Annotated in this window: 18 protein-coding genes, 2 tRNA genes and 3 rRNA genes; 20 read left to right on the top strand and 3 right to left on the bottom strand. The window is 55.4% G+C overall.

The window, feature by feature from the left end; translation table 11 throughout:
• Window positions 1-217: 217 nt before the first annotated feature.
• The 9 genes from udp to tatD all read left to right on the top strand — a co-directional run bounded on the left by udp (window position 218) and on the right by tatD (window position 8,129).
• Window positions 218-979 (top strand): uridine phosphorylase, encoded by a 762-nt coding sequence (gene udp, locus V1572_RS01830; RefSeq protein ID WP_003860792.1) that lies wholly within the window; start codon window positions 218-220, stop codon window positions 977-979.
• 140 nt (window positions 980-1,119) lie between these two features.
• Complete coding sequence (gene rmuC / locus V1572_RS01825) at window positions 1,120-2,577, top strand: DNA recombination protein RmuC (RefSeq protein ID WP_024907997.1); 1,458 nt, start codon at window positions 1,120-1,122, stop codon at window positions 2,575-2,577.
• Between the two features lie 66 nt (window positions 2,578-2,643).
• Complete coding sequence (gene ubiE / locus V1572_RS01820; RefSeq protein ID WP_023309612.1) at window positions 2,644-3,399, top strand: bifunctional demethylmenaquinone methyltransferase/2-methoxy-6-polyprenyl-1,4-benzoquinol methylase UbiE; 756 nt, start codon at window positions 2,644-2,646, stop codon at window positions 3,397-3,399.
• A 13-nt stretch (window positions 3,400-3,412) separates the two neighbouring features.
• Window positions 3,413-4,018: a ubiquinone biosynthesis protein UbiJ gene (gene ubiJ, locus V1572_RS01815; protein WP_048030774.1), complete on the top strand. Its 606-nt coding sequence runs from the start codon at window positions 3,413-3,415 to the stop codon at window positions 4,016-4,018.
• Entirely contained in the window at window positions 4,015-5,655 is a 1,641-nt protein-coding gene (gene ubiB / locus V1572_RS01810) for a ubiquinone biosynthesis regulatory protein kinase UbiB (protein WP_045909219.1), read from the top strand. The genes ubiJ and ubiB overlap by 4 nt, the downstream gene beginning before the upstream one ends.
• 76 nt (window positions 5,656-5,731) lie before the next feature.
• Complete coding sequence (gene tatA, locus V1572_RS01805; protein WP_020882874.1) at window positions 5,732-5,986, top strand: Sec-independent protein translocase subunit TatA; 255 nt, start codon at window positions 5,732-5,734, stop codon at window positions 5,984-5,986.
• Window positions 5,987-5,989: 3 nt separating this feature from the next.
• Window positions 5,990-6,532: a Sec-independent protein translocase protein TatB gene (gene tatB / locus V1572_RS01800; RefSeq protein WP_008501521.1), complete on the top strand. Its 543-nt coding sequence runs from the start codon at window positions 5,990-5,992 to the stop codon at window positions 6,530-6,532.
• 2 nt (window positions 6,533-6,534) lie between these two features.
• Window positions 6,535-7,305, top strand: coding sequence for a Sec-independent protein translocase subunit TatC (tatC, locus tag V1572_RS01795; RefSeq protein ID WP_045909218.1), 771 nt, complete (start codon window positions 6,535-6,537; stop codon window positions 7,303-7,305).
• A 41-nt stretch (window positions 7,306-7,346) separates the two neighbouring features.
• Complete coding sequence (gene tatD / locus V1572_RS01790; RefSeq protein WP_395299658.1) at window positions 7,347-8,129, top strand: 3'-5' ssDNA/RNA exonuclease TatD; 783 nt, start codon at window positions 7,347-7,349, stop codon at window positions 8,127-8,129.
• Here the strand turns inward: tatD and rfaH are convergent.
• On the bottom strand, window positions 8,126-8,617 hold the full coding sequence (gene rfaH, locus V1572_RS01785) for a transcription/translation regulatory transformer protein RfaH (RefSeq protein WP_028015881.1): 492 nt from the start codon (window positions 8,615-8,617) through the stop codon (window positions 8,126-8,128). The genes tatD and rfaH overlap by 4 nt on opposite strands.
• A gap of 170 nt (window positions 8,618-8,787) precedes the next feature.
• On the opposite strand from rfaH, the gene ubiD reads away from it, so the two are divergent.
• Both ubiD and fre read left to right on the top strand, forming a co-directional pair.
• Entirely contained in the window at window positions 8,788-10,281 is a 1,494-nt protein-coding gene (ubiD, locus tag V1572_RS01780) for a 4-hydroxy-3-polyprenylbenzoate decarboxylase (protein WP_048030771.1), read from the top strand.
• Window positions 10,282-10,323: 42 nt separating this feature from the next.
• Window positions 10,324-11,025, top strand: coding sequence for an NAD(P)H-flavin reductase (gene fre, locus V1572_RS01775; protein ID WP_008501516.1), 702 nt, complete (start codon window positions 10,324-10,326; stop codon window positions 11,023-11,025).
• A 161-nt stretch (window positions 11,026-11,186) separates the two neighbouring features.
• Here the strand turns inward: fre and fadA are convergent, their stop codons facing one another.
• Window positions 11,187-12,350, bottom strand: coding sequence for an acetyl-CoA C-acyltransferase FadA (fadA, locus tag V1572_RS01770; RefSeq protein ID WP_008501515.1), 1,164 nt, complete (start codon window positions 12,348-12,350; stop codon window positions 11,187-11,189).
• A 9-nt stretch (window positions 12,351-12,359) separates the two neighbouring features.
• The gene (gene fadB / locus V1572_RS01765; protein WP_252078035.1) at window positions 12,360-14,549 is read right to left on the bottom strand and encodes a fatty acid oxidation complex subunit alpha FadB; all 2,190 of its coding nucleotides are present in this window, start codon (window positions 14,547-14,549) and stop codon (window positions 12,360-12,362) included.
• A 189-nt stretch (window positions 14,550-14,738) separates the two neighbouring features.
• Between fadB and pepQ the strand changes: the two genes are divergently transcribed.
• From pepQ to rrf, 9 genes are all read left to right on the top strand, one after another.
• The gene (pepQ, locus tag V1572_RS01760) at window positions 14,739-16,070 is read left to right on the top strand and encodes a Xaa-Pro dipeptidase (RefSeq protein WP_395299978.1); all 1,332 of its coding nucleotides are present in this window, start codon (window positions 14,739-14,741) and stop codon (window positions 16,068-16,070) included.
• Window positions 16,070-16,684, top strand: a complete 615-nt coding sequence (locus V1572_RS01755; protein WP_024908007.1) for an IMPACT family protein — start codon at window positions 16,070-16,072, stop codon at window positions 16,682-16,684. The genes pepQ and V1572_RS01755 overlap by 1 nt, the downstream gene beginning before the upstream one ends.
• A gap of 39 nt (window positions 16,685-16,723) precedes the next feature.
• Entirely contained in the window at window positions 16,724-18,175 is a 1,452-nt protein-coding gene (gene trkH, locus V1572_RS01750; protein WP_023309600.1) for a Trk system potassium transporter TrkH, read from the top strand.
• A 10-nt stretch (window positions 18,176-18,185) separates the two neighbouring features.
• Entirely contained in the window at window positions 18,186-18,731 is a 546-nt protein-coding gene (gene hemG / locus V1572_RS01745; RefSeq protein WP_045909212.1) for a menaquinone-dependent protoporphyrinogen IX dehydrogenase, read from the top strand.
• A gap of 353 nt (window positions 18,732-19,084) precedes the next feature.
• A 16S ribosomal RNA gene (locus tag V1572_RS01740) occupies window positions 19,085-20,626 on the top strand.
• A 70-nt stretch (window positions 20,627-20,696) separates the two neighbouring features.
• Window positions 20,697-20,773 (top strand) — tRNA-Ile (locus V1572_RS01735).
• 43 nt (window positions 20,774-20,816) lie between these two features.
• Window positions 20,817-20,892, top strand: a tRNA-Ala gene (locus tag V1572_RS01730).
• Window positions 20,893-21,063: 171 nt separating this feature from the next.
• Window positions 21,064-23,967: ribosomal RNA gene (locus tag V1572_RS01725) — 23S ribosomal RNA — on the top strand.
• Window positions 23,968-24,037: 70 nt separating this feature from the next.
• A 5S ribosomal RNA gene (gene rrf / locus V1572_RS01720) occupies window positions 24,038-24,153 on the top strand.
• Together the 16S, 23S and 5S rRNA genes with 2 tRNA genes alongside form the textbook arrangement of a ribosomal RNA operon.
• Window positions 24,154-24,219 lie beyond the last annotated feature (66 nt).

Here is a 24,219-nt window from a genome sequence, read left to right as displayed (position 1 = left end):
ATAGACACCAGGTTAACAACTCACAGTGCCTTAAACGGTCTATCTTTTGTGCAGCACCTGACGATATAACTTGTTAATGTGATGTAAATCACTTTTTGATGGAAATTCGATGCAATCATTTTCATTCATGGTGAGATGCGTCACGAAATTATGCTTACTGCTTCTGTAAAGTACCGTTTTACTTCTTCTGACTAACCGACCCACAGAGGAGTCACCTATGTCTAAGTCTGATGTTTTTCATCTCGGCCTCACTAAAAACGATTTACAAGGGGCTACGCTCGCTATCGTCCCTGGCGATCCGGAGCGTGTGGAAAAGATCGCCGCGCTGATGGATAAGCCGGTTAAGCTGGCAGCCCATCGTGAATTCACCACCTGGCGCGCAGAGCTGGATGGTAAAGCCGTGATCGTGTGTTCTACCGGTATCGGTGGCCCGTCTACTTCGATTGCTGTTGAAGAGCTGGCACAGCTGGGCATTCGTACTTTCCTGCGTATCGGTACCACTGGCGCTATTCAGCCGCATATCAACGTCGGCGACGTGCTGGTGACGACCGCGTCTGTGCGTCTGGATGGCGCAAGCCTCCACTTTGCACCGATGGAGTTCCCGGCGGTGGCAGATTTCGAGTGCACCACCGCGCTGGTTGAAGCCGCGAAATCCGTGGGCGCCACCACCCACGTGGGCGTGACCGCTTCGTCCGATACCTTCTACCCGGGCCAGGAGCGTTACGACACCTTCTCTGGCCGCGTGGTAAGCCGCTTCAAAGGCTCCATGGAAGAGTGGCAGTCGATGGGCGTGATGAACTACGAAATGGAATCCGCCACGCTGCTGACCATGTGCGCAAGCCAGGGTCTGCGTGCCGGTATGGTGGCTGGCGTCATCGTCAACCGTACCCAGCAGGAGATCCCGAACGCCGAAACCATGAAGCAGACCGAAAGTCATGCAGTGAAAATCGTGGTGGAAGCGGCGCGTCGCCTGATCTAGTCCTCTTCCTTCGAAATTAAAGGCCGACACGTTCGGCCTTTATTTTTTGCGTAACGCCTCGCAGGAAAACCCTTTCAAACTGGACGTTTATACAGCACAATCTTAGATTGTGCGGGTAATACGTTGATGCAGGGGGCATTGTGGATATCTCAATCCTGATTTATGCGGTGATTGCGCTGGCGGGCGTGGCGATAGGCTGGCTGATGTCAAGCTATCAGCATGCGCAGCAGAAGGCCGATCAGCTGGCTGAACGCGAAGAGATCGTCGCCGATTTAAGCGCGGCCAGGCAGCAGCTTGCCCTGAGTGAACACTGGCGCGACGAGTGTGAACTGCTCAACAACGAGCTGCGCAATCTCCGTGATATCAACACCTCGCTGGAGGCCGATCTCCGTGAAGTGACCACCCGCCTGGAATCCACTCAGCTGCATGCGGAAGATAAAATCCGCCAGATGATCAACAGCGAGCAGCGCCTCAGCGAACAGTTTGAAAACCTCGCAAACCGCATTTTTGAGCACAGCAACCGCCGCGTTGACGAACAGAACCGCCAGAGCCTGAACAGCCTGCTGACGCCCCTGCGTGAACAGCTGGACGGCTTCCGCCGTCAGGTACAGGACAGCTTTGGTCAGGAAGCCCGCGAGCGGCACACGCTGGCGCATGAGATTCGCAATCTCCAGCAGCTGAATGCCCAGATGGCGCAGGAGGCGGTCAACCTGACCCGCGCGCTGAAAGGGGATAACAAAACCCAGGGCAACTGGGGAGAAGTGGTGCTGACCCGCGTCCTGGAAGCTTCAGGCCTTCGGGAAGGGTACGAATACGAAACGCAGGTGAGTATTGAAAATGATGCCCGCTCGCGAATGCAGCCGGATGTGATCGTGCGGCTGCCCCAGGGCAAAGATGTGGTGATTGACGCCAAGATGACCCTGGTGGCGTATGAGCGTTACTTCAATGCGGAGGACGACTACACTCGCGAATCGGCGCTGCAGGAGCACATTGCCTCCGTACGCAATCATATTCGCCTGCTCGGCAGAAAAGACTATCAGCAACTGCCTGGCCTGCGATCGCTAGACTATGTCCTGATGTTTATTCCGGTAGAGCCCGCGTTTCTGCTGGCACTCGACAGGCAGCCTGAACTCATCACCGAAGCGCTCAAAAATAACATTATGCTGGTCAGCCCCACCACGCTGCTGGTGGCCTTACGCACCATTGCGAACCTGTGGCGCTATGAGCACCAGAGCCGCAACGCGCAGCAGATTGCTGACCGCGCCAGCAAGCTGTACGACAAAATGCGCCTCTTCGTGGACGACATGTCCTCCGTCGGGCAGAGCCTGGACCGTGCGCAGGATAACTACCGTCAGGCGATGAAAAAACTCGCCTCGGGACGTGGCAATCTGCTGGCGCAGGCCGAATCATTCCGCAGCCTGGGGGTAGAGGTTAAACGCGAGATTAATCCGGAATTGGTGGAACAGGCCACCGCCCAGGACGACGAGTTTCGCCTGCGTGAAGGGGCGGACGAACAAAAGACAAACAGTGAAGACAACACGTTAGCGGTGGATTTATCACCAGACGAGACTCCGGCGCGTTTCTTTCGCGGTGGTTGAAACGTAGGGCAAACGCGCCCAATCTGTTACACTTCTCGAACATTTTACTGATAAGCAGGCTCTAAGATGGCTGACGATTCACAAGACACAACGCACTTTGGCTTTCAGACTGTCGCCAAAGCGCAGAAAGCTGACATGGTGGCCCACGTATTTCATTCCGTGGCGGCGAAGTACGATGTGATGAATGACCTGATGTCGTTCGGCATTCATCGCTTGTGGAAGCGCTTCACCATTGACTGTAGCGGCGTACGTCGCGGACAAACGGTGCTGGATTTAGCCGGTGGTACGGGCGATTTAACCGCGAAATTCTCTCGTCTGGTGGGCGAAACCGGGCGCGTTGTCCTCGCCGATATTAATGACTCCATGCTGAAAATGGGCCGCGAAAAGCTGCGTAACATCGGCGTGGTGGGGAATGTGGAATATGTGCAGGCAAATGCCGAAGCGCTGCCGTTCCCGGACAATACCTTTGACTGCATCACGATCTCCTTCGGTCTGCGTAACGTGACCGACAAAGAAAAAGCGCTGCGCTCCATGTATCGCGTGCTGAAGCCGGGTGGACGCCTGCTGGTGCTCGAATTTTCCAAACCGATTATTGAGCCGCTGAGCAAAGCTTACGACGCCTATTCCTTCCACGTTCTGCCACGCATCGGTGAGCTAGTGGCCAACGACGCGGAAAGCTACCGCTATCTGGCGGAATCTATCCGTATGCACCCGGATCAGGACACATTAAAAGCCATGATGCAGGATGCAGAATTTGAGAACGTTGAATATTTCAACCTGACGGCGGGTGTCGTCGCGCTGCATCGCGGTTACAAGTTCTGAGTGGAGGTGTCCCGTGCCCTTTAAACCCTTAGTCACCGCAGGTATCGAAAACGTACTGAATGCTTTTCTCTATCGTGCTCCGGCGCTTAAAGCAGCGCGTCAGCGGCTAAACGGGAAGGTATTACGTATTGTTTTAAAAGAGTTCTCGACGCCGCTTGTGCTGGTCTTCAGCGAACGCCAGCTTGACGTTCTGGGGGCGTGGGAAGGTGACGCCGACTGCTCGGTCATCACGCACATGAGCGTGCTGCCAAAACTGCGCGATCGCCAGCAATTAACGGCGCTTATCCGCAGCGGTGAGCTGGAAGTGGAAGGCGACATTCAGGTCGTGCAGAACTTCGTTGCGCTCACCGATCTGGCGGAGTTCGACCCGGCAGAACTGCTCGCGCCCTTTATCGGCGACATTGCCGCTGAAGGTATCGGGAAAGTCCTTCAGGGTGGCACCTCCTTTGCGCGTAAAAGCCTGCAACGTCAGCAACGCTATGCGGCGGAAGTGCTGACGGAGGAGTGGCGAATGGCGCCCGGTCCACTGGAAGTGGCATGGTTTGCGGAAGAGACCGCGGCTGTTGAACGTGCGGTTGATGCCTTAACCAAACGGCTGGAAAAACTGGAGGGCAAATGACGCCTGGTGAAATTCGGCGCCTCTATTTCATTATTCGCACCTTTTTGAGCTACGGGCTCGACGAGCTTATCCCCAAAATGCGTATCACGCTGCCGCTTCGCATCTGGCGGCGGATGCTCTTCTGGATGCCTAATCGCCATAAAGGTCAGCCGCTGGGTGAGCGCCTGCGCCTCGCATTGCAGGAGCTCGGTCCGGTATGGATTAAGTTCGGGCAGATGCTCTCGACCCGCCGCGATCTCTTCCCGCCGCTGATTGCTGATGAACTCGCGATGCTGCAGGACCGCGTCGCACCGTTTGACGGTGCGCGCGCGAAAAAGCAAATTGAAGAGGCGATGGGCAACATTCCCATTGAGACCTGGTTTGACGATTTCGATATTCAGCCACTGGCATCGGCCTCTATCGCTCAGGTACACACCGCGCGCCTGAAAGAAAATGGCAAGGAAGTGGTTATTAAGGTCATTCGTCCGGACATCCTGCCCATCATCAAAGCAGACATGAAGCTGATTTATCGTCTGGCGCGCTGGGTGCCGCGTCTGCTTCCGGACGGACGTCGTTTGCGTCCAATGGAAGTGGTGCGGGAATATGAAAAAACGCTGATTGATGAGCTTAACCTGCTGCGTGAATCGGCAAACGCCATTCAGCTGCGTCGCAACTTTGAAAACAGCCCGATGCTCTATGTTCCTGAAGTCTATTCTGACTACTGCAGCCAGAACATGATGGTGATGGAGCGTATCTACGGTATTCCGGTTTCGGATGTGGTGGCCCTAGAGAAGCAGGGAACGAACATGAAGCTGTTGGCCGAGCGTGGCGTTCAGGTCTTCTTCACCCAGGTGTTCCGCGACAGCTTTTTCCATGCGGACATGCACCCGGGCAATATCTTCGTGAGCTACGAGCACCCTGAGGATCCGAAGTATATCGGTATCGACTGTGGGATTGTGGGGTCGCTGAATAAAGAAGATAAACGCTATCTGGCCGAGAATTTCATCGCGTTCTTCAACCGCGACTACCGTAAGGTGGCCGAGCTCCACGTCGATTCCGGCTGGGTGCCGCCGGACACCAACGTCGAAGAGTTCGAGTTTGCGATCCGGACCGTTTGCGAACCGATTTTTGAAAAACCGCTGGCGGAAATCTCCTTCGGACATGTGCTGTTGAATCTGTTCAACACGGCTCGCCGCTTTAATATGGAAGTTCAGCCACAGCTAGTTTTACTTCAGAAAACATTACTTTACGTTGAGGGTGTAGGCCGACAGCTCTATCCTCAGTTAGACTTGTGGAAGACCGCGAAACCTTTCCTTGAATCCTGGATTAAGGATCAGGTGGGTATTCCGGCGCTGGTTCGCTCGCTGAAAGAGAAAGGCCCGTTCTGGATAGAAAAAATGCCTGAAATTCCTGAACTGGTTTATGACAGTTTGCGTCAGAGCAAGAACCTTCAGCACAGCATGGATAAAATCGCTCGCGAACTTCAGTCCAGCCGTGTTCGTCAGGGGCAGTCACGCTATCTCTTTGGGATTGGCGCAACGCTGCTGCTGAGCGGTACGCTGCTGCTAATCAACCGCCCGGAGTGGCAGATGATGCCCGCCTGGCTGATGGCCGCCGGGGTGGTTGTCTGGCTTGCCGGATGGCGAAAAACGCGCTGAGTTTGCGTCGCTATCGACGGGTCGCATACGTATAATGCGACCTGACTCATTAATCATCTATCCCTGAGGAACGTGTATGGGTGGTATCAGTATCTGGCAATTGTTGATCATTGCCGTCATCGTCGTGCTGTTGTTTGGCACCAAAAAGCTCGGTTCTATTGGTTCCGATCTGGGCGCGTCTATCAAAGGCTTCAAGAAAGCGATGAGCGATGATGAGAGCAAGCAGGATAAAACCAGCCAGGACGCTGACTTTACTGCTAAATCCATCTCCGACAAGCAAGAAGAAGCCAAAAAGGAAGACGCTAAACGCCACGATAAAGAGCAGGTGTAAGTCGTGTTCGACATTGGTTTTAGTGAGCTCCTGCTGGTCTTTGTGATTGGCCTGATCGTGCTGGGGCCTCAGCGTCTGCCGGTGGCGGTGAAAACCGTTGCGGGCTGGGTTCGTGCGCTGAGATCGCTGGCATCGACCGTTCAGAATGAACTGGCTCAGGAGCTTAAGCTGCAGGAATTTCAGGAAAGCCTGAAAAAGGTTGAGAAGGCGAGCATGGATAACCTGACGCCGGAACTGAAAGCATCAATGGATGAGCTGCGCGAAGCGGCGGAATCCATGAAGCGCTCCTACAGCATTAACGATCCTGAAAAAGCGAGCGATGAAGCGAACACCATCCATAACCCGGTGGTGAAGGGCAGCGAAGAGCAGCGTGAAGGCGTAACGCCTGCCAGCGCTGAACATCAGGCTGCTGCGCCTGAACAGACGCCGCAGGAAACCGAAGTGAAAAAGCAGGTGCAGCCGGAAAAGCCCGTGGTTAACGCTGCCGAGGCAAAACCCGCCGCGCCCGTTTCCGAATCATCCCCCTCGTCGAGTGATAAAGCGTAAACATGGCTGTAGATGATACTCAACCGCTGATTACGCACCTCATAGAGCTGCGTAAGCGCCTGTTAAACTGCATTATTGCGGTTCTCGTTATTTTTCTATGCCTGGTCTATTTCGCCAACGATATCTACCAGGTGGTTTCTGCGCCGCTGATCAAGCAGATGCCGCTGGGCGCAACGATGATTGCAACAGACGTTGCTTCTCCGTTCTTTACCCCCATCAAGCTGACCTTTTGGGTGTCGTTGATTGCCTCTGCGCCCGTGATTCTGTACCAGGTGTGGGCCTTTGTGGCGCCAGCACTGTATAAGCACGAACGTAAGCTGGTCATCCCGCTGCTGGTGTCCAGTTCGCTGCTGTTCTATATCGGCATGGCGTTTGCCTATTTCGTTGTCTTCCCGCTGGCCTTCGGCTTCCTGACGCATACCGCGCCGGAAGGCGTCCAGGTGTCGACGGATATCGCCAGCTACCTCAGCTTTGTGATGGCGCTGTTTATGGCGTTCGGCGTGGCCTTTGAAGTACCGGTGGCCATTGTGCTGCTCTGCTGGGTAGGGGTCACCACGCCGGATGACCTGCGTAAGAAGCGTCCGTATATCCTGGTCGGCGCATTTGTGGTCGGCATGCTGCTGACACCGCCGGATGTGTTCTCCCAGACGCTGCTGGCCATACCGATGTACTGCCTGTTTGAGGTCGGCGTCTTCTTCTCACGGTTCTACGTGGGTAAAGGGCGTCGGTCGGATGACGAAGACGCGACGTCCGACAAGACCACTGAAGAGTAAAACCAGCCGCCCGTCAGGGCGGTTGTTATATGGGGATTCGCATGTTTGATATCGGACTTAACCTGACCAGCTCGCAGTTTGCGAAAGATCGCGATGAGGTGGTTGCGCGCGCGTTTGCCGCCGGGGTGAAAGGACTGCTGCTGACGGGCACCAACCTGCATGAGAGCGAGCAGGCGCAGCAGCTGGCGCAACGCTACGAACGCTGTTGGTCTACCGCGGGCGTACACCCACATGACAGCAGCCAGTGGATCCCGGAAAGCAGTGAAATCCTGCGCAGGCTGGCGAAGACACCGGAAGTGGTGGCGATTGGCGAATGCGGCCTCGATTTCAACCGTAACTTTTCCACGCCAGAAGAGCAGGAAAAGGCGTTCACTGCCCAGCTTGCGCTGGCGGCAGAGCTTGAAATGCCCGTATTTATGCACTGCCGCGACGCGCATGAGCGTTTCCTGACTCTGCTGGATCCGTGGCTTGAGAAACTGCCGGGCGCAGTGCTGCACTGTTTTACCGGCTCACGGCAGGAGGCGCTGGAGTGCCTGGAGCGCGGGCTTTATCTGGGGATTACCGGCTGGGTTTGCGATGAGCGCCGCGGGCTTGAGCTTAGGGAACTGTTGCCAGCGATCCCGGCTGACCGGTTGCTCCTTGAAACGGATGCGCCTTATCTGCTGCCGCGCGATATGAAACCCAAACCGGCATCGCGACGCAATGAGCCCGCTTATCTGGGGCACATTGTTGAGCGCGTCGCGACGTGGCGCGGAGAGGATCCGCACTGGCTTTCCGTACAGACGGATGACAACGTGCGTAAGCTGTTCGGGATAAACGTTTAAAGTTTACGGAAGTCGGTGTTTTTAACGCTCTGCAACACCTGTTTGTTCAGCAGATTAAGCAACAGCATGGAGCGCGCTTCCCCGTCCGGCTCGGCAAAAATCGCCTGCAGGCCTTCGAAAGCCCCTTCAGTAATCACGACGCTATCGCCCGTGTAGGGCGTTTCCGGGTCGGTAAGGCCTTCGGGCTGCTGATAAATCGACAGCTGGTGGATCACCGATGAGGGAACCGTCGCGGGGTGAGCGCCAAAGCGAACAAAATGGCTGACGCCGCGCGTGGCGCTGATGGTGGTGGTGTGGATCACCTCAGGGTCGAACTCCACGAACAGGTAGTTCGGGAACAACGGCTCGCTCACGGTTGTGCGCTTCCCGCGCTGCATTTTCTCAAGCGTGATCACGGGCGTCAGGCAATTGACAGACTGACGTTCAAGATGTTCCTGCGCGCGCTGAAGTTGCCCGCGTTTGCAATACAGTAAATACCAGGCCTGCATAATCACTCTTTCCCTTAGTTCGGGGCGCAAGCATATCAAAACCCTGGCGGGATCGCTAAGTTGATTATAATGGGCGAAAATGGGGCAGAACGCATAACTTCACGCTAATTTAACAAAATTACAGCATCAAGCAGGCTTACGCCGTATAATGAAGCGCTTACAGAGAGGCCATGATTAACTGCATGAAATACCACGATCTCCGCGACTTCCTGACGCTGCTGGAAAAGCAGGGTGAACTCAAACGTATTACACTTCCTGTTGATCCTTATCTGGAGATGACAGAAATTGCTGACCGCACCCTGCGTGCCGGTGGCCCCGCGTTACTGTTTGAAAATCCGAAAGGGTACGCCATGCCGGTGCTGTGCAACCTGTTTGGTACCCCGCGTCGCGTCGCACTGGGGATGGGGCAGGAAGACGTCACGGCCCTGCGCGAAGTCGGTAAGCTGCTGGCCTTCCTGAAAGAGCCGGAGCCGCCGAAAGGCTTCCGCGATCTGTTCGACAAGCTGCCGCAGTTTAAGCAGGTGCTGAACATGCCCACTAAACGCCTGCGCGGCGCGCCGTGCCAGCAGAAGGTGCTGGAAGGCGATGCAGTTGATTTGACTAAAATCCCTATCATGCAGTGCTGGCCGGAAGATGCCGCGCCGCTGATCACCTGGGGACTCACCGTCACGCGCGGCCCGCACAAAGAGCGCCAGAATCTCGGTATTTACCGCCAGCAGTTGATTGGTAAGAATAAGCTCATTATGCGCTGGCTGTCGCATCGCGGCGGCGCGCTGGATTTCCAGGAGTGGTGTGCTGCGCATCCGGGTGAACGTTTCCCGGTGTCCGTTGCGCTGGGCGCCGATCCGGCCACCATTCTCGGGGCCGTCACGCCCGTACCGGATACGCTCTCGGAGTATGCCTTTGCTGGCCTGCTGCGCGGAACGAAAACCGAAGTCGTGAAGTGTATCTCTAACGATCTTGAAGTCCCGGCCAGTGCAGAAATTGTGCTGGAAGGTTACATTGAATCGGGTGAAATGGCGCCGGAAGGCCCTTACGGCGATCACACCGGCTATTACAACGAAGTGGATAACTTCCCGGTGTTTACCGTGACGCACATTACGCAGCGTGAAGATGCGATTTATCACTCCACGTATACCGGGCGTCCACCGGATGAACCGGCGGTACTGGGCGTGGCGCTGAATGAAGTGTTTGTGCCGATCCTGCAAAAGCAGTTCCCGGAAATTGTTGATTTTTATCTGCCGCCTGAAGGATGCTCGTATCGCATGGCGGTGGTCACGATGAAGAAGCAGTATCCAGGTCATGCTAAACGCGTGATGATGGGCGTGTGGTCTTTCCTGCGCCAGTTTATGTATACCAAATTTGTTATTGTCTGCGATGATGACGTTAACGCCCGCGACTGGAATGACGTAATCTGGGCTATTACCACGCGAATGGACCCGGCGCGCGATACGGTGTTAGTCGAAAACACGCCGATTGATTATCTGGATTTTGCCTCGCCGGTTTCCGGTCTTGGCTCAAAGATGGGACTGGATGCCACAAATAAATGGCCTGGCGAAACCGACCGTGAATGGGGTCGCCCGATCAAAAAAGATCCTGCTGTGACCGCGCGCATTGACGCGATCTGGGACGAGCTGGCCATAATGAATAACGGTAAACCCTGAGCTGACCGTTAAGCCCTATAGACTTCCCGACAGAGAGAGCGAATGACAACCTTAAGCTGTAAAGTGACCTCGGTAGATGCCATCACCGACACCGTATATCGCGTCCGTTTAGTGCCAGAAGCGCCATTCTCTTTCCGCGCGGGTCAGTATCTGATGGTCGTGATGGATGAGCGTGATAAGCGTCCTTTCTCCATGGCCTCCACGCCAGCGGAGCAGGAATTTATTGAGCTTCATATCGGTGCGTCAGAGCTTAACCTGTATGCGATGGCCGTCATGGACCGCATTCTGAAAGAGCGCGAGATCGTAGTGGATATTCCGCACGGTGATGCGTGGCTGCGCGATGACGAAGACCGTCCGCTGATCCTGATTGCCGGTGGTACAGGCTTCTCCTACGTACGCTCCATTCTGTTGACCGCCCTGGCGCGTAATCCCGACCGTGATATCACGATCTACTGGGGTGGCCGTGAAGAGAAACACCTGTATGACCTGTCTGAACTGGAAGCGCTGAGCGTCACCCATCCTAACCTGCGCATTGAGCCGGTGGTTGAGCAGCCGGAAGAGGGCTGGCGCGGGCGTAGCGGGACGGTGCTGACGGCAGTGCTGCAGGATCACGGTACGCTGGCGGGGCATGATATCTACATTGCAGGGCGTTTCGAGATGGCGAAAATCGCCCGCGATCTGTTCTGTAACGAACGTGATGCGCGTGAAGACCGCCTGTTTGGCGATGCGTTTGCCTTCATTTAAATAAAAAACCCGCCCCTGACAGGCGGGAAGAACGGCAACTAAACTGTTTCTCTTCGCCAGTGACACGACTGGCGGCGAGGTACCTCTCGTAGGCCAGGAAAGCGCCGCGCCTCCCGGCAAAAGCCCGATGGCGCGATGCTTATCGGGCCTACGTTATAGCCTTACACTCTCTCAAACACCGTCGCGATACCCTGACCCAGCCCGATACACATCGTTGCCAGACCAAACTGGGCATCTTTGCGTTCCATCAGGTTGATCAGCGTCGTGCTGATACGCGCCCCGGAGCAGCCCAGCGGGTGACCGAGGGCGATCGCGCCGCCGTTGAGGTTAATCTTCTCGTCGATCTGTTCCATCAGCCCCAGATCTTTAATGCACGGCAGGATCTGCGCGGCGAACGCTTCGTTCATCTCAAAGAGATCGATGTCGCTGGCGGTTAAGCCCGCTTTTTTCAGCGCCAGCTTTGAAGCCGGAACCGGGCCGTAGCCCATGATCGACGGATCGCAGCCCACGACCGCCATCGAGCGTACCCGAGCGCGAGGCGTTAATCCCAGCTCGCGGGCGCGGCTTTCGCTCATTACCAGCATCGCGGCGGCGCCGTCGGACAACGCCGACGAGGTCCCTGCCGTGACCGTACCGGTGACGGGGTCAAACGCCGGACGCAGCGTGGAAAGCGCTTCGACGGTGGTTTCCGGGCGGATGACTTCGTCGTAGCTGAACTGCTTCAGAACGCCGTCTGCATCATGGCCGCCGGTAGGGATGATCTCGTTCTTAAAGGCACCAGACTGCGTGGCGGCCCATGCGCGAGCGTGAGAACGCGCGGCAAAGGCATCCTGCATTTCGCGGCTGATGCCGTGCAGGCGGGAGAGCATCTCGGCGGTCAGACCCATCATCCCCGCAGCTTTCGCCACGTTGCGGCTCATCCCCGGGTGGAAATCGACCCCGTGACTCATCGGGACGTGACCCATATGCTCGACGCCACCGACCAGGCAAGCCTGAGCATCGCCGGTCATGATCATGCGGGCCGCGTCGTGCAGCGCCTGCATTGATGAACCGCACAGGCGGTTAACGGTGACGGCTGGAACCGAATGCGGTATCTCCGCCAGCAGCGACGCGTTGCGGGCAATGTTGAAGCCCTGCTCCAGGGTCTGCTGCACGCAGCCCCAGTAGATATCGTCGAGCGCAGCCGGATCCAGCGCCGGGTTACGCGCCAGCAGGCTACGCATCAGGTGCGCGGAGAGGTCTTCCGCACGCACGTTACGGAACGCGCCGCCTTTTGAACGGCCCATCGGGGTGCGAATCGCATCAACAATGACAACCTTTTCCATTGTGACTCCTTAAGCCGTTTTCAGCTCGCCAACCGGACGGGCTGGCTCAACTGCGGGATAGTAGGGTTCGTTATGGCGCGCTTTGTTACGCAGCCCTTCCGGCACTTCATACAGCGGGCCGAGGTGCTGATACTGCTGAGCCATATCGAGGTAGCGGGCGCTGCCGAGTGTGTCCAGCCAGCGGAACGCGCCGCCGTGGAACGGAGGGAAGCCCAGGCCGTATACCAGCGCCATATCCGCTTCCGCCGGGCTGGCGATAATGCCTTCTTCGAGGCAACGCACCACTTCGTTGATCATCGGAATCATCATGCGGGCGATGATCTCATCGTCGGTGAAGTCGCGTTTCGGCTGACTGACATCGGCCAGCAGGCTATCCACCGCCGCGTCTTCTTCTTTCTTCGGTTTGCCCTTGCTATCTTCTTTATAGCGCCAGAAGCCCAGACCGTTTTTCTGACCGAAGCGGTTAGCGTCGAACAGCGCGTCAATCGCGTCGCGATAGTCTTTCTGCATGCGCTGCGGGAAGCCTGCCGCCATTACCGCCTGGGCGTGGTGGGCGGTATCAATGCCCACAACGTCCAGCAGATACGCCGGTCCCATCGGCCAGCCGAACTGTTTTTCCATCACTTTGTCGATTTTGCGGAAGTCCGCGCCGTCGCGCAGCAGCTGGCTAAAACCGGCGAAATAAGGGAACAGCACGCGGTTGACAAAGAAGCCCGGACAATCGTTAACGACGATCGGCGTTTTGCCCATCTTGCTTGCCCAGGCCACCACTTTGGCGATGGTGTCGTCAGAGGTTTTTTCCCCACGGATCACTTCGACCAGCGGCATACGGTGTACCGGGTTGAAGAAGTGCATACCGCAGAAGTTTTCCGGACGCTTCAGCACGCTCGCCAGTTCGCTGATTGGAATAGTGGAGGTGTTAGAGGCCAGCACGGTATCCGGGCGAACCTTGTCTTCCGTTTCCGCCAGCACCGCTTTTTTAACCTTCGGGTTCTCGACGACGGCTTCGACCACCACGTCGACACGATCAAAACCGCTGTATTCCAGCACGGGCTGAATGGTGGAAATCACGCCTGCAAGCTTCAGACCGTCAATTTTGCCGCGCTCAAGCTGTTTATTCAGCAGCTTGGCCGCTTCGGTCATGCCCAGCGTCAGGGATTTCTCGTTGATGTCTTTCATCACCACCGGCACGCCTTTCCAGGCTGACTGGTAAGCGATGCCGCCACCCATAATGCCCGCGCCGAGTACCGCCGCATGTTTTGGCGTCTCAACGTTTTTGGTCAGCTGTTTGGCTTTGCCTTTCACAAACTGATCGTTCAGGAAGATACCGACCAGCGCACGAGCCTCATTGGTGTGCGCCAGCGGGACAAAGCTCTGATTTTCGAGCTTCAGCGCTTCATCGCGTCCGAGACGGGCAGCCGCTTCGATGGTTTTCACCGCCGTGATTGGCGCCGGGTAGTGTTTACCCGCCGTCTGCATCACCATGCCTTTGGCGATGGTGAAGCTCATGGTGGCTTCAATCTTGCTGAGTTTTAACGGCTCCAGCTTCGGCTGGCGTTTGGCCTTCCAGTCCAGATCGCCGTTAATGGCCTGACGCAGAATGGCGAGTGCGCCTTCAACAAGCTTCTCCGGTTTTACAACGCCGTCGACCAGACCAATTTTCTGCGCCTGTTCTGCGCCGACATCTTTACCCGCGGCAATGATCTCCAGCGCGCTGTCGGCACCGAGCATGCGCGGCATACGGACGGAGCCGCCAAAGCCCGGCATAATGCCCAGCTTGGTTTCCGGCAGGCCGATGCGCAGGTCCGGCGTCGCCAGGCGATAGTCGGTCGCCAGCACGCACTCGCAGCCACCGCCCAGCGCATAGCCGTTAACGGCGGAAATAGTCGGGACAGGCAGATCTTCCAGACGATTAAAGACGCTGTTGGCAAAGTGCAGCCACTGGCTCAGCTGTTCTTCCGGCACCAGGAACAGCGAAAGGAACTCGGTGATATCGGCACCGACGATAAAGGCCGCTTTGTTCGAACGCAGCAGCAGCCCTTTTAATTCAGGTTGTTTTTCAAGAACATCCAGCGCCTGGCCAAGACTGGCCACCGTCGCGGTATCAAGCTTGTTCACTGAGCCGGGGGCATCGAACACCAGTTCGGCAATGCCATCTTCCAGCCAGTTGAGGTACAGGGTGTCGCCTTTGTAGAGCATGTCAGTCTCCTGAATCCAGCAATTGGATCTGGTCATACCAGATGAATCGGAGTGTGGGATTTATGTTAATAAAATGCAAATTACTCATTAAGAAATTGCTGCATTGATCACGGTCGGTGGAAATCACGCAGGCGGAGTGAGGTGTGCTAAGATGCGATGACTTGAGGTCAAAAAACGAAAGGAATAATGATGGACTCACTGGCTTCGCTTTATAAAAATCATATCGTTACCCTACAGGAACGTACCCGCGATGTACTGGCCCGCTTTAAGCTGGATGCGCTGCTGATCCACTCCGGCGAGCTGATGAATACCTTTCTGGATGACCACGCTTATCCGTTCAAGGTGAACCCACAGTTTAAGGCGTGGGTGCCGGTGACGCAGGTGCCCAACTGCTGGCTGCTGGTGGATGGCGTGAACAAGCCGAAACTGTGGTTCTACCTGCCGGTCGATTACTGGCACAACGTTGAGCCGCTGCCGACCTCTTTCTGGACGGAAGAGATTGAGGTCATTGCGCTGCCAAAAGCGGACGGTATTGGCGGCCAGCTGCCTGCCGCACGTGGCAACATCGCCTATATTGGCCCTGTTCCGGAGCGTGCATTGGGCCTGGATATTGCGGCAGACAAACTCAACCCGAAAGGGGTGCTGGATTACCTCCACTATTACCGCGCGTATAAAACCGACTACGAACTTTACTGCATGCGTGAAGCGCAAAAGACCGCGGTGAACGGTCACCGTGCGGCGCATGAAGCCTTCCAGTCCGGCATGAGCGAGTTCGATATCAACCAGGCGTACCTGACCGCCACCGGTCATCGCGATACCGACGTGCCGTACAGCAACATTGTCGCGCTCAACGAGCACGCGTCCGTCCTGCACTACACCAAACTGGATCACCAGGTTCCGTCGGAAATGCGCAGCTTCCTGCTGGACGCAGGGGCAGAGTACAACGGCTACGCGGCCGACCTGACCCGCACCTGGGCGGCGAATGCGGACACCGAGTTCGCGCAGCTGATCAAAGACGTGAACGATGAACAGCTGGTGCTGATTGCCACCATGAAGGCGGGCACCAGCTATGTGGATTACCACATCCAGTTCCATCAGCGCATCGCCAAACTGCTGCGTAAGCACCAGATTGTGAAAGACATGAGCGAAGAGGCGATGGTCGAGAACGATCTGACCGGGCCCTTCATGCCGCACGGTATCGGTCACCCGCTGGGCCTGCAGGTGCACGACGTTGCGGGCTTTATGCAGGATGATACCGGTACGCACCTGGCGGCACCGTCTAAATATCCTTACCTGCGCTGCACCCGTATTCTGGAACCGCGCATGGTGCTGACGATTGAACCGGGGATCTACTTTATCGAATCCCTGCTGGCGCCGTGGCGTGAAGGCCAGTTCAGCAAGCACTTCAACTGGGAAAAAATTGACGCGCTGAAGCCGTTTGGCGGTATTCGTATCGAAGATAACGTGGTGATTCACGAAAACGGTATCGAGAATATGACGCGAGACCTGAAGCTGGCCTGATGGAAAGTTGGCTAATACCGGCTGAACCGGTCACCTTTGTTGAGGAAATCAAGAAAAGTCGCTTTATTACGCTGCTGGCGCATACCGACGGCGTAGAGGCGGCAAAAGCGTTTGTCGAGTCCGTCCGGGCTGAGCATCCTGACGCCCGTCACCACTGCGTGGCGTGGGTAGCAGGGCCGCCGGACGATTCGCAGCAGCTGGGGTTTTCCGATGACGGTGAACCGGCGGGCACGGCCGGTAAACCCATGCTCTCCCAGCTAATGGGCAGCGGCGTGGGCGAAATAACCGCTGTGGTGGTGCGTTACTACGGCGGCATTTTGTTAGGCACCGGTGGGCTGGTTAAAGCCTATGGCGGGGGCGTGCAGCAGGCGCTTAATATGCTGGTCACTACCCGCAAAACGCCGCTTACCGAATATACTTTATTATGCGATTACGCCCAGCTATCGGGTATTGAAGCGCTGCTGCGGCAGTTTAACGGTGTCATCGCACACAGTGAATATCAGGCAATGGTGCAATTACGCGTGGCGCTTCCTCAGGCGGAACTGGCTGCTTTTTCAGCAAAACTCGCTGATTTTAGTCGTGGTTCGTTGCAATTGCTGCCGATTGAAGAATAATCCCCACCTCACTTTTGAATACCAAAGGAAGCGGCAGAGATGCATTTTCGTGCCATAACCCGAATCGTTGGACTGCTGGTCATACTCTTTTCCGGGACGATGATTCTCCCTGGATTGGTGGCGCTTATCTACCGGGACGGCGCGGGGCGGGCATTTACCCAGACCTTCTTTGTCGCGCTGGCGATCGGCTCCCTGCTGTGGTGGCCGAACCGTCGTCAGAAAGGTGAACTGAAATCTCGCGAAGGGTTTCTGATTGTGGTCCTGTTCTGGACGGTGCTGGGGAGCGTCGGTTCGCTGCCCTTTATCTTCTCTGAACAGCCTAACCTGAGCATCACGGATGCCTTCTTTGAATCCTTCTCCGGCTTAACGACGACCGGGGCGACGACGCTGGTAGGACTGGATTCGCTGCCGCACGCGATTCTCTTTTATCGTCAGATGCTGCAGTGGTTCGGCGGTATGGGGATCATCGTCCTGGCGGTAGCTATCCTGCCTATACTGGGCGTCGGGGGGATGCAGCTTTATCGTGCCGAAATGCCCGGGCCGCTGAAAGACAATAAGATGCGGCCGCGTATTGCCGAGACGGCAAAAACCCTGTGGCTGATTTATGTCTTGCTGACTGTCGCCTGTGCGCTGGCGCTATGGTTTGCCGGGATGCCCGCGTTTGATGCTATCGGGCACAGTTTTGCGACGATTGCGATTGGCGGGTTCTCCACCCACGATGCCAGCGTCGGCTACTTCGACAGCCCAACGATTAACACTATCATTGCCATTTTCCTGCTGATCTCTGGCTGTAACTACGGTCTGCATTTCTCTTTACTGAGCGGGCGCAGCCTGAAGGTATACTGGCGTGACCCTGAGTTCCGCATGTTTATTGGCGTCCAGCTGACGCTGGTGATCATCTGCACCCTGGTGCTCTGGTTCCATGATGTCTATAACTCCGCGTTGACCACGCTAAACCAGGCTTTCTTCCAGGTGGTGTCGATGGCGACGACCGCCGGGTTTACCACGGACAGCATCGCGCGCTGGCCGCTGTTCCTGCCGGTGCTTTTGCTCTGTTCCGCGTTTATCGGCGGCTGTGCGGGGTCGACGGGCGGTGGTCTGAAGGTAATTCGTATTCTGCTGCTGTTTAAGCAGGGCAACCGTGAGCTGAAGCGTCTGGTCCACCCGAACGCGGTCTACAGCATCAAGCTGGGGAACCGCGCGCTGCCGGAACGTATCCTCGAAGCGGTGTGGGGATTCTTCTCGGCGTATGCGCTGGTCTTTATCGTCAGTATGCTGGCGATTATCGCGACGGGAGTGGATGATTTCTCCGCCTTTGCGTCCGTCGTCGCAACATTGAATAACCTCGGGCCTGGCCTGGGCGTGGTGGCGGATAACTTTGCCAGTATGAACCCTGTCGCGAAATGGATCCTCATCGCCAATATGCTGTTTGGTCGTCTTGAGGTCTTTACGCTGCTGGTGCTGTTCACCCCTACATTCTGGCGCGAGTAAGGAGCCGTTGATGAAAACACTGATTCTTTTCTCTACGCGAGACGGGCAAACGCGTGAGATTGCCGCCTATCTGGCATCTGAACTCAAAGAGCTGGGGATTTACTCGGATGTGGTAAACCTGAACCGTGCGGATCAGATTACCTGGCAGGATTACGATCGCGTGGTGATTGGTGCATCTATTCGTTACGGGCATTTCCATCCGGCGCTGGATCGCTTTGTGAAAAAGCATACGGCGAAGCTCAATACGTTGCCCGGCGCGTTCTACTCGGTCAATCTGGTCGCGCGTAAACCCGAGAAGCGCACGCCGCAGACCAACAGCTACACGCGCAAGTTTTTACTCAACTCGCCGTGGCAGCCAGAACTGTGCGCCGTCTTTGCCGGCGCGCTGCGCTACCCTCGCTACCGCTGGTATGACCGCTTTATGATCCGTCTTATTATGAAGATGACGGGGGGCGAAACCGACACGCGTAAAGAAGTGGTTTATACCGACTGGTCGCAGGTAGCCAGTTTTGCGCGAGAAATCGCACATTTAACGGGCGATTCGCGACATAAATAAGCGTTAAGTTTGAAAAGTGAGCGAACGAAAAGTTTTTTGTATTTTGTGCTTGTCACTTCAGAATAACTCCCTATAATGCGCCTCCACTGACACGGAACAACGGCACACACGCCGCCGGGTCAGCAGAGAATAGCGAAAATAAACGCTTGACTCTGAAGCGGGAAAGCGTAATATGCACACCCCGCGCCGCAGCGAAAACGAAGCGGCACTGCTCTTTAACAATTTATCAGACAATCTGTGTGGGCACTCAAAGTGACATGGATTCTTAATGTCTTCGGACAATAAATGAATACCAAGTCTCTGAGTGAACATACGTAATTCATTACGAAGTTTAATTCACGAGCATCAAACTTAAATTGAAGAGTTTGATCATGGCTCAGATTGAACGCTGGCGGCAGGCCTAACACATGCAAGTCGAGCGGCAGCGGAAAGTAGCTTGCTACTTTGCCGGCGAGCGGCGGACGGGTGAGTAATGTCTGGGAAACTGCCTGATGGAGGGGGATAACTACTGGAAACGGTAGCTAATACCGCATAACGTCGCAAGACCAAAGAGGGGGACCTTCGGGCCTCTTGCCATCAGATGTGCCCAGATGGGATTAGCTAGTAGGTGGGGTAACGGCTCACCTAGGCGACGATCCCTAGCTGGTCTGAGAGGATGACCAGCCACACTGGAACTGAGACACGGTCCAGACTCCTACGGGAGGCAGCAGTGGGGAATATTGCACAATGGGCGCAAGCCTGATGCAGCCATGCCGCGTGTATGAAGAAGGCCTTCGGGTTGTAAAGTACTTTCAGCGGGGAGGAAGGTGTTGAGGTTAATAACCTCAGCAATTGACGTTACCCGCAGAAGAAGCACCGGCTAACTCCGTGCCAGCAGCCGCGGTAATACGGAGGGTGCAAGCGTTAATCGGAATTACTGGGCGTAAAGCGCACGCAGGCGGTCTGTCAAGTCGGATGTGAAATCCCCGGGCTCAACCTGGGAACTGCATTCGAAACTGGCAGGCTAGAGTCTTGTAGAGGGGGGTAGAATTCCAGGTGTAGCGGTGAAATGCGTAGAGATCTGGAGGAATACCGGTGGCGAAGGCGGCCCCCTGGACAAAGACTGACGCTCAGGTGCGAAAGCGTGGGGAGCAAACAGGATTAGATACCCTGGTAGTCCACGCCGTAAACGATGTCGACTTGGAGGTTGTGCCCTTGAGGCGTGGCTTCCGGAGCTAACGCGTTAAGTCGACCGCCTGGGGAGTACGGCCGCAAGGTTAAAACTCAAATGAATTGACGGGGGCCCGCACAAGCGGTGGAGCATGTGGTTTAATTCGATGCAACGCGAAGAACCTTACCTACTCTTGACATCCAGAGAACTTTCCAGAGATGGATTGGTGCCTTCGGGAACTCTGAGACAGGTGCTGCATGGCTGTCGTCAGCTCGTGTTGTGAAATGTTGGGTTAAGTCCCGCAACGAGCGCAACCCTTATCCTTTGTTGCCAGCGGTTAGGCCGGGAACTCAAAGGAGACTGCCAGTGATAAACTGGAGGAAGGTGGGGATGACGTCAAGTCATCATGGCCCTTACGAGTAGGGCTACACACGTGCTACAATGGCGCATACAAAGAGAAGCGACCTCGCGAGAGCAAGCGGACCTCATAAAGTGCGTCGTAGTCCGGATTGGAGTCTGCAACTCGACTCCATGAAGTCGGAATCGCTAGTAATCGTAGATCAGAATGCTACGGTGAATACGTTCCCGGGCCTTGTACACACCGCCCGTCACACCATGGGAGTGGGTTGCAAAAGAAGTAGGTAGCTTAACCTTCGGGAGGGCGCTTACCACTTTGTGATTCATGACTGGGGTGAAGTCGTAACAAGGTAACCGTAGGGGAACCTGCGGTTGGATCACCTCCTTACCTTAAAGAACCTGCCTTTGTAGTGCTCACACAGATTGTCTGATGAAAAAACAGCAGTAAAAATCTCTGCAGGCTTGTAGCTCAGGTGGTTAGAGCGCACCCCTGATAAGGGTGAGGTCGGTGGTTCAAGTCCACTCAGGCCTACCAAACTCCTTTTAAAGGATGAGCGGTACAGAGATTGCAAAACGATGGGGCTATAGCTCAGCTGGGAGAGCGCCTGCTTTGCACGCAGGAGGTCTGCGGTTCGATCCCGCATAGCTCCACCATCTTTTACTGCGAACCCAAGAAAACTTCAGAGTGAACCTGAAAAGGTGCACTGCGAAGTTTTGCTCTTTAAAAATCTGGATCAAGCTGAAAATTGAAACGACACATCTTTAATGGTGTGTTCGAGTCTCTCAAATTTTCGCAATCAGAAGTGAAACATCTTCGGGTTGTGAGGTTAAGCGACTAAGCGTACACGGTGGATGCCCTGGCAGTCAGAGGCGATGAAGGACGTGCTAATCTGCGAAAAGCGCCGGCGAGGTGATATGAACCTTTGACCCGGCGATGTCCGAATGGGGAAACCCAGTGCAATTCGTTGCACTATCGTTAACTGAATACATAGGTTAACGAGGCGAACCGGGGGAACTGAAACATCTAAGTACCCCGAGGAAAAGAAATCAACCGAGATTCCCCCAGTAGCGGCGAGCGAACGGGGAGCAGCCCAGAGTCTGAATCAGCTTGTGTGTTAGTGGAAGCGTCTGGAAAGTCGCACGGTACAGGGTGACAGTCCCGTACACGAAAACACACAGGTTGTGAACTCGAAGAGTAGGGCGGGACACGTGGTATCCTGTCTGAATATGGGGGGACCATCCTCCAAGGCTAAATACTCCTGACTGACCGATAGTGAACCAGTACCGTGAGGGAAAGGCGAAAAGAACCCCGGCGAGGGGAGTGAAAAAGAACCTGAAACCGTGTACGTACAAGCAGTGGGAGCACCTTCGTGGTGTGACTGCGTACCTTTTGTATAATGGGTCAGCGACTTATATTCTGTAGCAAGGTTAACCGTATAGGGGAGCCGAAGGGAAACCGAGTCTTAACTGGGCGTTAAGTTGCAGGGTATAGACCCGAAACCCGGTGATCTAGCCATGGGCAGGTTGAAGGTTGGGTAACACTAACTGGAGGACCGAACCGACTAATGTTGAAAAATTAGCGGATGACTTGTGGCTGGGGGTGAAAGGCCAATCAAACCGGGAGATAGCTGGTTCTCCCCGAAAGCTATTTAGGTAGCGCCTCGTGAACTCATCTTCGGGGGTAGAGCACTGTTTCGGCTAGGGGGCCATCCCGGCTTACCAACCCGATGCAAACTACGAATACCGAAGAATGTTATCACGGGAGACACACGGCGGGTGCTAACGTCCGTCGTGAAGAGGGAAACAACCCAGACCGCCAGCTAAGGTCCCAAAGTCATGGTTAAGTGGGAAACGATGTGGGAAGGCACAGACAGCCAGGATGTTGGCTTAGAAGCAGCCATCATTTAAAGAAAGCGTAATAGCTCACTGGTCGAGTCGGCCTGCGCGGAAGATGTAACGGGGCTAAACCATGCACCGAAGCTGCGGCAGCGACACTATGTGTTGTTGGGTAGGGGAGCGTTCTGTAAGCCGTTGAAGGTGTGCTGTGAGGCATGCTGGAGGTATCAGAAGTGCGAATGCTGACATAAGTAACGATAAAGCGGGTGAAAAGCCCGCTCGCCGGAAGACCAAGGGTTCCTGTCCAACGTTAATCGGGGCAGGGTGAGTCGACCCCTAAGGCGAGGCCGAAAGGCGTAGTCGATGGGAAACAGGTTAATATTCCTGTACTTGGTGTTACTGCGAAGGGGGGACGGAGAAGGCTATGTTAGCCGGGCGACGGTTGTCCCGGTTTAAGCATGTAGGCGGAGGTTCCAGGTAAATCCGGTACCTTTTAACGCTGAGGTGTGATGACGAGGCACTACGGTGCTGAAGTAACAAATGCCCTGCTTCCAGGAAAAGCCTCTAAGCATCAGGTAACACGAAATCGTACCCCAAACCGACACAGGTGGTCAGGTAGAGAATACCAAGGCGCTTGAGAGAACTCGGGTGAAGGAACTAGGCAAAATGGTGCCGTAACTTCGGGAGAAGGCACGCTGATATGTAGGTGAAGCCCCTGCGGGTGGAGCTGAAATCAGTCGAAGATACCAGCTGGCTGCAACTGTTTATTAAAAACACAGCACTGTGCAAACACGAAAGTGGACGTATACGGTGTGACGCCTGCCCGGTGCCGGAAGGTTAATTGATGGGGTTAGCGGCAACGCGAAGCTCTTGATCGAAGCCCCGGTAAACGGCGGCCGTAACTATAACGGTCCTAAGGTAGCGAAATTCCTTGTCGGGTAAGTTCCGACCTGCACGAATGGCGTAATGATGGCCAGGCTGTCTCCACCCGAGACTCAGTGAAATTGAACTCGCTGTGAAGATGCAGTGTACCCGCGGCAAGACGGAAAGACCCCGTGAACCTTTACTATAGCTTGACACTGAACACTGGTCCTTGATGTGTAGGATAGGTGGGAGGCTTTGAAGCGTGGACGCCAGTCTGCGTGGAGCCGTCCTTGAAATACCACCCTTTAATGGCTGGTGTTCTAACGTAGACCCGTAATCCGGGTTGCGGACAGTGTCTGGTGGGTAGTTTGACTGGGGCGGTCTCCTCCCAAAGAGTAACGGAGGAGCACGAAGGTTAGCTAATCCTGGTCGGACATCAGGAGGTTAGTGCAATGGCATAAGCTAGCTTGACTGCGAGAGTGACGGCTCGAGCAGGTGCGAAAGCAGGTCATAGTGATCCGGTGGTTCTGAATGGAAGGGCCATCGCTCAACGGATAAAAGGTACTCCGGGGATAACAGGCTGATACCGCCCAAGAGTTCATATCGACGGCGGTGTTTGGCACCTCGATGTCGGCTCATCACATCCTGGGGCTGAAGTAGGTCCCAAGGGTATGGCTGTTCGCCATTTAAAGTGGTACGCGAGCTGGGTTTAGAACGTCGTGAGACAGTTCGGTCCCTATCTGCCGTGGGCGCTGGAGAATTGAGGGGGGCTGCTCCTAGTACGAGAGGACCGGAGTGGACGCATCACTGGTGTTCGGGTTGTCATGCCAATGGCACTGCCCGGTAGCTAAATGCGGAAAAGATAAGTGCTGAAAGCATCTAAGCACGAAACTTGCCCCGAGATGAGTTCTCCCTGAGACTTTAAGTCTCCTGAAGGAACGTTGAAGACGACGACGTTGATAGGTCGGGTGTGTAAGCGCAGCGATGCGTTGAGCTAACCGATACTAATGAACCGTGAGGCTTAACCTTACAACGCCGAAGATGTTTTGGCGACGAGACAGACACGATTTTCAGCCTGATACAGATTAAACAGAATTTGCCTGGCGGCTTTAGCGCGGTGGTCCCACCTGACCCCATGCCGAACTCAGAAGTGAAACGCCGTAGCGCCGATGGTAGTGTGGGGTCTCCCCATGTGAGAGTAGGGAACTGCCAGGCATCAATTAAGTGAAGAGGCCATCCGAAAGGATGGCCTTTTTGCGTTTATACGCTGCACAAACTGAT

Origin of the sequence: Enterobacter quasiroggenkampii (assembly GCF_043972695.1) — a bacterium.
In the GTDB taxonomy this organism is placed as follows: Bacteria; Pseudomonadota; Gammaproteobacteria; order Enterobacterales; family Enterobacteriaceae; genus Enterobacter; species Enterobacter quasiroggenkampii.
This window is presented reverse-complemented; position numbering and strand designations above follow the sequence as displayed.

Coding starts and splice junctions, on each gene's coding strand:
- udp (WP_003860792.1), top strand. CDS start 218: ATGTCTAAGTCTGATGTTTTTCATCTCGGCCTCACTAAAAACGATTTA.
- ubiE (WP_023309612.1), top strand. CDS start 2,644: ATGGCTGACGATTCACAAGACACAACGCACTTTGGCTTTCAGACTGTC.
- ubiB (WP_045909219.1), top strand. CDS start 4,015: ATGACGCCTGGTGAAATTCGGCGCCTCTATTTCATTATTCGCACCTTT.
- tatA (WP_020882874.1), top strand. CDS start 5,732: ATGGGTGGTATCAGTATCTGGCAATTGTTGATCATTGCCGTCATCGTC.
- tatC (WP_045909218.1), top strand. CDS start 6,535: ATGGCTGTAGATGATACTCAACCGCTGATTACGCACCTCATAGAGCTG.
- tatD (WP_395299658.1), top strand. CDS start 7,347: ATGTTTGATATCGGACTTAACCTGACCAGCTCGCAGTTTGCGAAAGAT.
- rfaH (WP_028015881.1), bottom strand. CDS start 8,617: ATGCAGGCCTGGTATTTACTGTATTGCAAACGCGGGCAACTTCAGCGC.
- ubiD (WP_048030771.1), top strand. CDS start 8,788: ATGATTAACTGCATGAAATACCACGATCTCCGCGACTTCCTGACGCTG.
- fre (WP_008501516.1), top strand. CDS start 10,324: ATGACAACCTTAAGCTGTAAAGTGACCTCGGTAGATGCCATCACCGAC.
- fadA (WP_008501515.1), bottom strand. CDS start 12,350: ATGGAAAAGGTTGTCATTGTTGATGCGATTCGCACCCCGATGGGCCGT.
- fadB (WP_252078035.1), bottom strand. CDS start 14,549: ATGCTCTACAAAGGCGACACCCTGTACCTCAACTGGCTGGAAGATGGC.
- pepQ (WP_395299978.1), top strand. CDS start 14,739: ATGGACTCACTGGCTTCGCTTTATAAAAATCATATCGTTACCCTACAG.
- V1572_RS01755 (WP_024908007.1), top strand. CDS start 16,070: ATGGAAAGTTGGCTAATACCGGCTGAACCGGTCACCTTTGTTGAGGAA.
- trkH (WP_023309600.1), top strand. CDS start 16,724: ATGCATTTTCGTGCCATAACCCGAATCGTTGGACTGCTGGTCATACTC.
- hemG (WP_045909212.1), top strand. CDS start 18,186: ATGAAAACACTGATTCTTTTCTCTACGCGAGACGGGCAAACGCGTGAG.